At 69.2% G+C, this 10,902-nt stretch carries 10 protein-coding genes; 6 read left to right on the top strand and 4 right to left on the bottom strand.

All coding sequences use genetic code 11. The features are described 5' to 3' along the window. Nucleotides 1-137 (top strand): OmpA family protein (locus GXW78_RS28680; protein WP_408904188.1); only part of this gene is annotated, 137 nt, incomplete at its 5' end. Between the two features lie 553 nt (nt 138-690). Here GXW78_RS28680 and GXW78_RS26765 read toward each other — a convergent pair. Beyond that, nucleotides 691-3,144 carry a mechanosensitive ion channel domain-containing protein gene (locus tag GXW78_RS26765; RefSeq protein WP_211871983.1) on the bottom strand — a complete coding sequence of 818 codons (2,454 nt, stop codon included), beginning with the start codon at nt 3,142-3,144 and terminating at the stop codon, nt 691-693. A 192-nt stretch (nt 3,145-3,336) separates the two neighbouring features. On the opposite strand from GXW78_RS26765, the gene GXW78_RS26760 reads away from it, so the two are divergent. From GXW78_RS26760 to GXW78_RS26740, 5 genes are all read left to right on the top strand, one after another. Next, nucleotides 3,337-4,542: an MFS transporter gene (locus GXW78_RS26760; protein WP_211871982.1), complete on the top strand. Its 1,206-nt coding sequence runs from the start codon at nt 3,337-3,339 to the stop codon at nt 4,540-4,542. 93 nt (nt 4,543-4,635) lie between these two features. Then, entirely contained in the window at nt 4,636-4,830 is a 195-nt protein-coding gene (locus GXW78_RS26755) for a twin transmembrane helix small protein (RefSeq protein WP_211871981.1), read from the top strand. A 98-nt stretch (nt 4,831-4,928) separates the two neighbouring features. Continuing rightward, nucleotides 4,929-5,678, top strand: coding sequence for an electron transfer flavoprotein subunit beta/FixA family protein (locus tag GXW78_RS26750; RefSeq protein ID WP_211871980.1), 750 nt, complete (start codon nt 4,929-4,931; stop codon nt 5,676-5,678). Between the two features lie 2 nt (nt 5,679-5,680). Beyond that, nucleotides 5,681-6,604 (top strand): electron transfer flavoprotein subunit alpha/FixB family protein, encoded by a 924-nt coding sequence (locus tag GXW78_RS26745; protein WP_211871979.1) that lies wholly within the window; start codon nt 5,681-5,683, stop codon nt 6,602-6,604. A 111-nt stretch (nt 6,605-6,715) separates the two neighbouring features. Next, on the top strand, nt 6,716-7,594 hold the full coding sequence (locus GXW78_RS26740) for a 3-hydroxybutyryl-CoA dehydrogenase (protein ID WP_211871978.1): 879 nt from the start codon (nt 6,716-6,718) through the stop codon (nt 7,592-7,594). Nucleotides 7,595-7,941: 347 nt separating this feature from the next. Here the strand turns inward: GXW78_RS26740 and ihfB are convergent, their stop codons facing one another. The 3 genes from ihfB to purH all read right to left on the bottom strand — a co-directional run bounded on the left by ihfB (nt 7,942) and on the right by purH (nt 10,880). After that, nucleotides 7,942-8,262, bottom strand: coding sequence for an integration host factor subunit beta (gene ihfB, locus GXW78_RS26735; RefSeq protein ID WP_211871977.1), 321 nt, complete (start codon nt 8,260-8,262; stop codon nt 7,942-7,944). A 48-nt stretch (nt 8,263-8,310) separates the two neighbouring features. Continuing rightward, a complete protein-coding gene (gene sppA, locus GXW78_RS26730) occupies nt 8,311-9,225 on the bottom strand; it encodes a signal peptide peptidase SppA (protein ID WP_211871976.1) in 915 nt (304 codons plus the stop codon). Between the two features lie 77 nt (nt 9,226-9,302). Then, on the bottom strand, nt 9,303-10,880 hold the full coding sequence (gene purH / locus GXW78_RS26725) for a bifunctional phosphoribosylaminoimidazolecarboxamide formyltransferase/IMP cyclohydrolase (protein ID WP_211871975.1): 1,578 nt from the start codon (nt 10,878-10,880) through the stop codon (nt 9,303-9,305). Nucleotides 10,881-10,902 lie beyond the last annotated feature (22 nt).

Here is a 10,902-nt window from a genome sequence, read left to right as displayed (position 1 = left end):
CTGCCGAGCTGGTTCGCCTGGGCATCCCCCGCAACCAGATCACCGCCCGCGGCTTCGGCGAGACCAACCTGCTGGTCCCGACCCCGGACAACACCCGCGAGCCGCAGAACCGCCGCGTGGAAATCATCCTCCGCTGATCGCACGCATCAGCGTCGGATACCAGGAAGGGGCGCCGAAAGGCGCCCCTTTCTGCATTGGAGGTCCGACGATTGGCCGATGAGGAAAGGGGCGACGCCAACGGCTTCGCGCCAATCACAGCCTTGCCGGCCAAGCCTACCCGGATGCGCCGGCTTCCATCCTGACCGCAGATAAGCAGCTTCTGCTCCCATCCGCTCGAGACGCTTGGAGCACATGCCGGCAAGGCCGGCGGCGTCGCCGTCCCTCGCGGATCCAGGCTTTCAAGGCTTCTGGGAAACCAACGAACGGTGCCGAAGACGCTGGTTCAGCGCGGGACTTGGACATGGTGCCGCACCCACGCATGCCGCGGAGCACGTTCCCGCTTCGACGTTCTGGCGCGCCGATTGTGCTCGGCGCCGGGTAATGGTTTGCAAAGGCCCTTCGGCCTTTGCTGGGGAGAGGTTCGGAGAGGGGCAAAGCCCCTCTCCGGTTATCAGCGGCGCCTACGGTTGCGCGAACCGGGCGGCGATCCTCTCAGCTCGTGACACCAGCCTGGATCGGCCCGGCGCTCCGTCACTCCGAGGCCGCTGCCGGCGCCGGCGCCGGCTCCGCCGGGTGCCGTCCGTCGCCCTTCTCCAGCACCAGCTTCTGGTGCGGATACGGAATCTCGATCCCCAGCTCGTCGAACTTCTTGTTGATCCGCCGGTTCATCTCGCGCGCCACGCCCCAGCGCTGGGACGGGTCGGTCTTCAGCCGCACGCGGATGACGACGCCCGAATCCGCGAAGCGCTCGACGCCCTGGATGTCCAGGTCGTCGCGGATCACCGGGCGCCACTTCACATCCTCGCGCAGATCCTTGGCGATGTCCTTGAGCACGTCCAGCACCCGGTCGGTGTCCTGGCCGTAGGCGACGGACACGTCGATCACCGCGAAGGCGAAGTCCCGGGTCTGGTTGGTCACGGTCGTCACGGCGCTGAACGGGATGATGTGCAGGCTGCCATCCAGTGCGCGCAGCTTGATGGAGCGGATCGACAATTGTTCCACCACGCCGCCCAGGCCGCCAACCTGCACCACGTCCCCCACCGCCATCGCGTCCTCGAACAGCAGGAAGATGCCGGTGATGACATCCCGGACCAGGGTTTGCGACCCGAAGCCGATGGCGATGCCGACGACACCGGCACCGGCGATGAGCGGGGCGACGTTCACCCCGATCTCGGTCAGGAAGATGAAGGCGACGACGACCAGGATCGTGATCATCAGCGCCGTGCGCAGCATCGGCAGCAAGGTACGGACCCGCGCACTGCGTGCCGCCTTGGCGTCACGCGACAGCCGCGACAGGTGGCGTTCGATGGCGGCGTTCGCCGCCTCCCACGCCGCCATTGCCACCAGGATTGTCAGGCCCATGGAGGCGATGGAGCCGACCAGCCTGCTGCCGAGCTTGCCCTGCCCGAACCAGGAGAAGGACTCGAGGCCCCAGACCTCGAGCAGCAGCAGCAGCGCGATGCCGCCGATGAAGAAGGAAAAGGCACCCTTCAGCACCGGCAGGTACCGGTTTGCCCGCGGTTCCAGCCCCGGATAGCGGAGGGCGAGGTCGGGCGTGATGCGGAAAGCGCGCTGGATCAGCCGCCTGACCGCCATATCGACCAGCCGGGCACCGCCCAGCACCACCAGCGTCATCAGCGAAACGCGGATCAGCCGCCAGAAGCCGCCCTGTACCTCAAGCGCCCAGACGCCCCAGGCGGCGATCAGCCAGGCGATGGCGATGAAGTGCCAGATCTCCGCGGCGCGGTCACGAACTGCGCGCAGCATGCGCCGCGTTGGTTCCGGTTCGGTCCCTTCCGGCAGCGGAGGGGCGCGCAGGACCTCGGAAACGGCCGCCCGGTTCTGCAGGATGACGATGACGAGGAACATCGTCACCAGCAGCATGCAGACCCGCAGGATGGAATCGTAGGCGCTCCAGGGCAGGCCGAATTGCAGGCCCGCTTCCGCCACCGCGTAGCCGACCACGATCACCACGGTGATCCGGCGCAGCCAGATGGTGATGTAGGCCGCCGTCTCATCCGCCACCGGCAGCAGCCGCAGCATGGGTGAAGCCGGGGAGAGCAGCATGCGCGACGCCACCATCACGGCGCGGGACGCCATGTAGGCATTGTTGATCGTCAGCATGACGAGTTCGGTCGTCACCACCGGCTGCACGGCGCCGATCAGCCCGTAGGAGACGACGGCGAAGGCTGCGATGGGCAGCAGGTCGAGCCCGAGCCGCGCCACGACCAGCGGCACCTTGCGGAGCCAGGAATAGGCGACGCCCTCCTCCGGCGCGAGGGAATCTAGCCGGTCGCGCGCGCGTGTCAGCGCCCGAGACATGGCCCATTCGCACAACAGGCCGAGGCCGAGCACGAGGATCAGCTTCCAGGCGGCGTCCCGGACCCGGTACTGCGTCACCGGGTCCCGCGCCATGGAGGAGAACCAAGCGACGACCGAGGGCAAGTCGGCGACGGCGCGGACAGTCCCGACCATCTGCTCGGACAGCGCCGAGAGCCGCTGCGAGGCGCCCTGGAGAAGCTGCGCGCCCAGCGTATTGGGCGCGAGGATCGCCTCCTCGGCCGGCGGTGGAGTCGCCGCCGCCTGGCCTTCCGGTGTTGTCGGCGGGGTGCCGGTGGCCGGCGGGGCGGCCGCGCCGGTAGGTGCCGGCGCCGCTCCGCCGGTCGCGGCGCTCAGGGCGCGCAGGGTCCGGAGCAACTCGCCCCGCTGCGCATCGTCCTGGAGAAGATGGAGAAGGCGTTGCGCCTCCCCGGCGGATAGCGCGTCCGGCGCGGCCGCCGTCGCGGTCGCCGGTGCGGCGGGCCTGGTTGCGGCGTTGCGCGGTGGGGTCGGCTGTCGCACCGGCCTCTGCGCGGCAGGTGGCGGCGATGGGGCTTCCACCGCGGGCAAGGGCTGGGGTTCCTCGACCTGCGCGGCCACGCGGGTGGCTGGCAGCAGGGCAAGCAGGCACAGGAATGTGAGGAGGAGTTGCCGGGCGCCGTTCATGCCGGCAGGGACCCCATCCCGGCGGCAGCGGTCAAGTCGCCCCCCCATGCCACCTGCGTGAGAAGGCACAGGCATGCGGCGCCGCAGCGGCCCGATGCCCGCAAAGACGTCACGACCCGCCGCATTCCGCCATTCCGGCGTGCCACCCCCGGTTGTCGGGCGGTCATCGCCGGTCCAGCATCGCGTTGCAGCATGACACACTCCCCTTCCGTCTGGACCGTGATGCTTGCCCTGCTCGGCGTGCATCTCGCCGGCATGGGCGTGTTCCTCGCCGTGCCGGTGCTGGCCCCGGCGATAGCTGCCGAAGCTGGCATTCCTGCGGCACTGGCCGGGGTCCATACGGCGCTGGTCTATTGCGGGGCGTTGGTGTCGGGGCCGCTGGCCGGCGCGTTCATCCATCGCTACGGCGGCATCCGGGTGTTGCAGGCGGGGCTGGCCTTCTGCGGATTCGCGCTGGCGCTGTCGATGCTGGCGCATCCGGTGGCGCTCGCGCTGTCGGCTTTCGCCTGCGGGCTCGGCCACGGGCCGGTGACGCCGGCGGGCAGCCACCTGCTGGCTCAGAAGGCGCCGGCCAACCGCCGCTCGCTGATCTTCAGCCTCAAGCAATGCGGCGTGCCGGCCGGGGCGATGCTGATCGCCGCCGCGACGCCGGTGATCGCCGAGGCCTTCGGCTGGCGGGCGGGCATTCTTGCCGTGGCCGGCTTTCTCGTCGCTGCCGGCCTGGCACTGCAGCCCCTGCGCCGTCCCCTGGATGCCGAGCGCGACCGCAGCGCCAGGCTGGGGAACCTGCGCGCCGCCTGGGGGGCGGCACTGGGCAGCCTCGCCATCCTGCGGGAGGTACCGGTGCTGCGCCGGCTGACCCTCATGTCGGCGCTCTATGGCATTTCGCAGTTCTGCTTCTCCTCCTTCTTCGTCGTGTTCCAGGTCGAGGCGCTGGGGGTGCCGCTGACCGAGGCCGGCTTCCGCCTCGCCCTCGCCCAGGCGGCCGGGGTAGCGGGGCGCGTCGGGTGGGGGCTGCTGGCCGACCGGGTGGGGGCGCCGCCCGTACTGGCCGGGCTCGGATTGGCGACGGCGGGCTCGGGGATCGCCCTGCTGCTGGCCGGGCCCGACTGGCCCGGGGCGCTGGTGGCACTGGCGGGCATGGCGATGGGCGCGACCGCGATAGGCTGGAACGGCGTGTTCCTGGCCGAGACCGCGCGGCTTGCGCCGGTGGGCCGGGTGGGGGCGACCACCGCGGCGGCGGGCTTCGTCTTCGGGACATGCATGCTCATCGGCCCGCCTGCCTTCTCGGCGCTGGTCCAGGCATCGGGCGGCTATGGCCTCGGCTTCGCGCTCTGTGCCGCGACGGCCCTGATAGGCGCCTGGCTGGCCCGGGGCCGAGGGGTCGCCACCCGGTAGCAAGGTTGTTAAGCGCGGCCGTTGTTAAGGAGGGCTGTTGCGAAACCGTGAAACGGGTCTAGGAAGGGGCCGAACGGATTCAGGTAGAGGACCATGATCACCTTCCTCTCGATCCTGGTCGGGCTTGCCATGCTGGCAACGCTCGGGGTGTTGTTCGCCGGCGTGTTGGGCATGGCCGGCGGCGAGGGCAATTCGCGTCGCTCCAACATGCTGATGCGATGGCGCATCGGGCTGCAGTTCCTGGCGGTCGTGCTGTTCGCCATCCTGATGCTGCTGTTGAAGCGGTAGCCGCGCGCGACCTTGCCCTGAGGGGGTCCCCCCCGTATTTTCCGGCCCAACCGCGCGGTCGGTTTCCGCGCTCTTTCCAAGAAGGCACACGGTCGAAGATGAAAGTCCTCGTCCCCGTCAAGCGGGTGGTCGACTACAACGTGAAGGTTCGCGTGAAGGCGGACGGCACGGGCGTCGAGACGGCGAACGTCAAGATGTCCATGAACCCCTTCGACGAGATCGCGGTGGAAGAAGCCGTGCGCCTCAAGGAGAAGGGCGTTGCGACCGAGATCATCGCGATCTCCGCCGGCCCCTCGGCCGCGCAGGAGCAGATCCGCACCGCGCTCGCCATGGGCGCGGACCGTGGCATCCTCGTCGAGCATGACGGCGTGCTGGAGCCGCTCGCCGTCGCCAAGATCCTGAAGGCGATCGTCGAGAAGGAGGGCCCCACGCTGGTCATCCTCGGCAAGCAGGCGATCGACGACGACATGAACGCGACGGGCCAGATGCTGGCCGCTCTCCTCGGCTGGGGCCAGGGCACGTTCGCGTCCAAGGTCGAGAAGGACGGCGACAACCTGAAGGTGACGCGCGAGGTCGATGGCGGGCTCGAGACCGTGCAGCTCAAGCTGCCGGCGATCGTGACGACGGACCTGCGGCTGAACGAGCCGCGCTACGCTTCGCTGCCGAACATCATGAAGGCGCGAAAGAAGCCGATCGAGACGGTGAAGCCTGCCGATCTCGGCGTGGATGCGGCGCCGCGCCTGACCGTGATCAAGGTCGAGGAACCGGCGAAGCGCCAGGCCGGCAAGAAGGTCGGTTCCGTGCAGGAACTGGTCGAGAAGCTGCGCACCGAAGCGAAGGTGATCTGACCATGGCCGTCCTCGTTCTCGCCGACCACAAGGATGGCGCCGTCACCCAGCCGACGCGCTCCGCCGTCGCTGCCGCGCAGAAGCTGGGCGACGTGCATGTGCTCGTCGCCGGCGACGGTGCTGCCGCCGGTGCCGCCGCCGCCGCGAAGCTGCCGGGCGTGGCGAAGGTTCTGACCGGGCCGGAAGGGCCGGTGCTGGCCGAGCCGCTTGCCGCACTGCTGGTCGCGCTCGCGCCGGGCTATTCGCATCTGCTCGCCCCCGCCTCGGCGGCTGGCAAGAACGTGATGCCGCGCGTCGCCGCCCTGCTCGACGTGCAGATCATCTCGGACATCGCCGGCGTCGTGGATGCCGACACCTTCGTCCGGCCGATCTATGCCGGCAACGCGATGGCCACGGTGAAGTCGGCCGATGCGAAGAAGGTGATCACCGTCCGCGCCGCCTCCTTTGACCCGGTTGCCGCCGAGGGCGGTTCCGCGCCGGTCGAGGCCGCGCCCGCCGCCGCCGATCCGGGCCTGTCGAGCTTCGTCGGCGCAGAGATCGTGAAGTCCGAGCGCCCGGAACTGACCGCCGCTCGCATCGTCATCTCCGGCGGCCGCGCGATGCAGAACGCCGAGAACTTCAAGATCCTGGAAGCCGTCGCCGACAAGCTCGGCGCCGCTGTTGGCGCCTCCCGCGCCGCGGTCGATGCGGGCTATGCGCCGAACGACATGCAGGTCGGCCAGACCGGCAAGATCGTGGCGCCGGAGCTATACATCGCCGTCGGCATCTCGGGCGCCATCCAGCACCTGGCCGGCATGAAGGACAGTAAGGTCATCGTCGCGATCAACAAGGACGAGGAGGCGCCGATCTTCCAGGTGGCCGACTACGGCTTGGTCGGCGACCTGTTCAAGGTCGTGCCGGAACTCGAAGCCGAACTGTCCAAGTGATTTCTTGAAGACCGGCTATCCTGGCCGGTCTCCAGATGCCAAAGAGACGATCGGAACGGGGGGAGAAGGTGCCTTCTCCCCCCGTTTTTCATGTTCCTTCGAGGAGGTCCCATGGCTGAAATCGCAAAGGTCGGCGTGATCGGCGCCGGTCTGATGGGTAACGGCATTGCCCATGTCTCTGCCCTTGCCGGCCTTCCGGTGGTGCTGATGGACCTGCAGCAGGCTGCCCTCGACAAGGCGCTCGCCACCATGGCCGGCAACATGGACCGGCAGGTGAAGAAGTCCGCCATCACCGCCGCGGACAAGGATGCTGCGCTCGGCCGCATCACCACCACGACGACCAATGACGCGTTTGGCGACTGCGACATCGTCATCGAGGCCGCGACCGAGAATGAAGGGCTGAAGCGCAAGATCTACGACGCGCTGCTGCCGAAGCTGAAGGCGGATGCGATCCTCGCTTCCAACACCTCCTCCATCCCCATCACGCGCCTTGCCGCCGCGACCGACCGGCCAGGCCGCTTCATCGGCATGCACTTCTTCAACCCCGTGCCGATGATGAAGCTGGTCGAGATCATCCGCGGCCTCGCGACCGACGACGCGACCTATGCGGCCGTCGAGGCGCTGGCGAGGAAGCTCGGCAAGACGCCCGTGCTCGCGCAGGACTGGCCCGGCTTTGTCGTGAACCGCGTGCTGTGCCCGATGCTGAACGAGGCGATCCAGGCGCTGATGGAAGGCGTTGGCGACGTCCGCGCGATCGACGAGGGCATGAAGCTCGGGGCTAACCATCCGATGGGTCCGCTGGAGCTCGCGGATTTCGTCGGGCTCGACACGCTGCTGAGCGTGATGAAGGTGCTGCACGAAGGCATCGGCGACCCGAAGTACCGGCCGTCGCCGTTGCTCGCGAAGTATGTCGAGGCCGGATGGCTCGGGCGGAAGTCTGGGCGCGGATTCTACGACTACTCGACCACGCCTCCGACGCCGACACGGTAAGGGCAGCGGCGGCCCGGGGGTTGGATCCTCCGAGAGCGACGCTGCCCCATTGGAGGGAGCGGTTGGATCAGGAAGGGGCTCTGCCCCTTCCCGAACCCTACCCCGGCAAAGGCCGAAAGGCCTTTGCAAACCTCCGCCCGGCACTGCGCGCGCAGGGTCGGACCATCGTCATCAGACAGCTCTGCGCATGGCAGGGTCTTGCGATCAGGAGGAAGGGCTTCGCGCCCGGTGCCAAGTGATGGCGGTCCAGGCCATCCATGGCCTGGCGGGGTGAGGTTCGGAGAGGGGCAGAGCCCCTCTCTGATCTAACCTGCGCGCATACGGGGCGGCGCCCCTCCCGCCTTCCGTCAGGCCGCGCTGGTCGCCCGTACCGCCGCGCGGGTTGCTGCGGGCTTGTTGATCCGTTCCCGCAACTCCTTGCCAGGCTTGAAATACGGCACGGACTTCGCCGTCACGGCCACCGACTCACCGGTGCGCGGGTTGCGCCCGGTGCGCGGGTCCCGCGTTTTCGTCGAGAAGGCGCCGAAGCCGCGCAGCTCCACCCGGTCCCCGCGCGACAGGGCGACGGTGATCTCGGTGAAGATAGTCGCGACGATCAGTTCCACGTCCGGCAACCGCAGATGCGGATTCGCGCCGGAGAGATGCGCAATCAGCTCGGATTTCGTCATCCCTGGCCTTCCATGCCGCGCCGGGATCGGCGCACGCCCCCATTCGGTTCAGCGCGGAGGCTGCCAAACGGCACGGGGGGCGTCAACGCCAAGCCATTCCGACAAAAGGCTTTTCGTGACAGATTCGGTCACCGAGGACAGCAGCCGCTCCGCCCGGCTGCGGGTCTCGATGTCACGCAGGGGGAGCGACGCGGGCACCTCCCGTTCCGCCGCGAGCCAGGTGCGGGCTTCGCGTTCACCGCCGATGGCATCGATCAACCCGGCCTCCAGCGCCTGCCGGCCGGTCATGACGCGGCCGTCCGCCAGCGGGCGGACGCGCTCCACATCCATGTGCCGGCCCGCCGCGACCATGGCGACGAACTGCGCCTGCAGGTCGTTGATCACGCGCTCAAGCGCGGCGCGGCCCTCCTCGGTCAGCGGGCGGAACAGGCTCGGCTGGTCCTTCAACGGGCCGGAAGCGATGACCTGGGGGCGGATGCCCCAGCGCTCCAGCAGTTGCGACAGCTCGACGGTTTGCAGGAGCACGCCGATCGAGCCCGTCACCGTGGCCTCCCGCGCGAAGACGCGCTGCGCCGGCAGGGCGATCATGTAGCCGGCCGAGGCTGCCGTCGCGCCCATCACGGCCACCACCGGCTTGCGCGCGGCGATGCGGGCCAGCGCCGCATGCAGCGATTCGCCGCCCGCCATCGTGCCGCCGGGGCTGTCGATGGACACGATGACGGCGCGCACGTTGTCATCCGTCGCGGCGCGGTCCAGCACCTCCAGAACACGGCGATCCTCGGTGATCACGCCGGAGACCGGCAGGCGCAGGACATGCTGCACGCCCGGTAGTCCCTCCGGTGCCCGGGAAGCCACGACGAAGGCGATGGCACCGAAGATCGCGAGCAGCGCCAGGCCGCGCCAGAGCGTCAGACGCCGGCGCAGGCGGCGGCGGTCGGCCAGGAGGTCAGGGTCGAGCGACATGCCGCCTTGAATGGCGCCGGGAGGGGGTGGCGGCAAGGGAAGATTGGAGAGAGGGTCGCCCCCCCTCTCTCACGCAATCAGTGCCGGAAGTGGCGCATGCCGGTGAACACCATCGCAAGTCCGGCCTTGTCGGCCGCGGCGATCACCTCGGCGTCGCGGATCGACCCGCCCGGCTGGATCACGGCAGTTGCGCCGGCCGAGGCGGCGATTTCCAGCCCGTCCGCGAAGGGGAAGAAGGCGTCGGACGCCACCACCGATCCTTCGGCCAGCGGCCGGTCCAGCCCGGCTGCCTTCGCCGCGGCATCGGACTTCCATGCGGCGATGCGGCTGCTCTCCGCGCGGTTCATCTGTCCGGCGCCGATACCGGTGGTGGCCCCGCCCTTCGCGTAGACGATGGCGTTCGACTTCACATGCTTGCAGACGCGGAAGGCGAAGAGCAGGTCGGCCATCTCCTGGTCAGTCGGCGCACGCTGCGTCACCACCTTCAGCGTCCCGGCACTGACCTGACCGGCATCGCGCGATTGCGCGAGGAAGCCGCCCGAGACTGACTTGAAGGTCGTGCCCGGCGAGGTAGCGTCCGGCAGGCCGCCGGTCAGCAGCAGGCGCAGGTTCTTCTTCTTCGCGAAGATGGCGCGCGCGGCCTCGTCGGCATCCGGCGCGATGACAACCTCGGTGAAGATGGCGGCGATCTTCTCGGCCGCGGCGGCGTCCAGCACGCGGTTCGCGGCGACGATGCCGCCGAAGGGGGAGACCGGGTCGCAGAGGAAGGCGCGATCCCAGGCCGTGATCAGGTCATCCGCGACGGCGACGCCGCAGGGGTTGGCGTGCTTGACGATGACGATCGCCGGGCGGTCGAATTCCGCGACGCATTCATACGCCGCGTCGGTGTCGTTGATGTTGTTGTAGGACAGTTCCTTGCCCTGGACCTGCGTGGCGGTCGCGACGCCCGGCCGCGCGCTGCCGTCGACATAGAAGGCCGCCTGCTGGTGCGGGTTCTCGCCATAGCGCAACGACTGGCGCAGCACGCCCGCAAAGGCGAGGCGCGGCGGGAAGTCCTGCTTCTCCTGCCTGGTGAACCAGCCGGAGATCGCGGCATCATAGGCGGCGGTGCGGGCATAGGCCGCGGCGGCGAGCCGCCGACGCGTCGCGAGCGTGGTGCCGCCCTGCGCCTCGATCTCGGCCTGGATCTCGGCGAAATGGGCGGGTTCGGTCAGGACCGCAACGCCGGCGTGGTTCTTGGCCGCGCTGCGGATCATCGCCGGGCCGCCGATATCGATGTTCTCGATGCAGTCGTCGAAACCGGCACCCTTCGCGACCGTCGCCTCGAAGGGGTAGAGGTTCACTGCGACCAGGTCGATCGGCGCGATGCCGTGCTTGTCCATCTGCGCCAGGTGCTCGGGCAGGTCGCGGCGGCCGAGGATGCCGCCATGCACCTGCGGCACCAGCGTCTTCACCCGGCCGTCGAGGATCTCGGGGAAGCCGGTGTGGTCCGACACGTCCTTCACCGGCACGCCGGCGTCCCGCAGGGCCTTGGCCGTGCCGCCGGTCGACAGGATCTCGACCCCCTTGGCGGCGAGGAAGCGGCCGAAATCGAGAAGCCCGGTCTTGTCCGAGACGGAGATCAGGGCGCGGCGGATGGGGAGGAGGTCGCTCATGGGCCGGGCGCATAGACCCGGG

The sequence above is a fragment of the Neoroseomonas terrae genome (assembly GCF_018129025.1).
GTDB classification, from domain to species: Bacteria; Pseudomonadota; Alphaproteobacteria; order Acetobacterales; family Acetobacteraceae; genus Neoroseomonas; species Neoroseomonas terrae.
Note: the sequence above shows the minus strand (reverse complement) of the source record. Positions and strands in the feature narration are given on the sequence as shown.

Coding starts and splice junctions, on each gene's coding strand:
- GXW78_RS26765 (WP_211871983.1), bottom strand. CDS start 3,144: ATGAACGGCGCCCGGCAACTCCTCCTCACATTCCTGTGCCTGCTTGCC.
- GXW78_RS26760 (WP_211871982.1), top strand. CDS start 3,337: ATGACACACTCCCCTTCCGTCTGGACCGTGATGCTTGCCCTGCTCGGC.
- GXW78_RS26755 (WP_211871981.1), top strand. CDS start 4,636: ATGATCACCTTCCTCTCGATCCTGGTCGGGCTTGCCATGCTGGCAACG.
- GXW78_RS26750 (WP_211871980.1), top strand. CDS start 4,929: ATGAAAGTCCTCGTCCCCGTCAAGCGGGTGGTCGACTACAACGTGAAG.
- GXW78_RS26745 (WP_211871979.1), top strand. CDS start 5,681: ATGGCCGTCCTCGTTCTCGCCGACCACAAGGATGGCGCCGTCACCCAG.
- GXW78_RS26740 (WP_211871978.1), top strand. CDS start 6,716: ATGGCTGAAATCGCAAAGGTCGGCGTGATCGGCGCCGGTCTGATGGGT.
- ihfB (WP_211871977.1), bottom strand. CDS start 8,262: ATGACGAAATCCGAGCTGATTGCGCATCTCTCCGGCGCGAATCCGCAT.
- sppA (WP_211871976.1), bottom strand. CDS start 9,225: ATGTCGCTCGACCCTGACCTCCTGGCCGACCGCCGCCGCCTGCGCCGG.
- purH (WP_211871975.1), bottom strand. CDS start 10,880: ATGAGCGACCTCCTCCCCATCCGCCGCGCCCTGATCTCCGTCTCGGAC.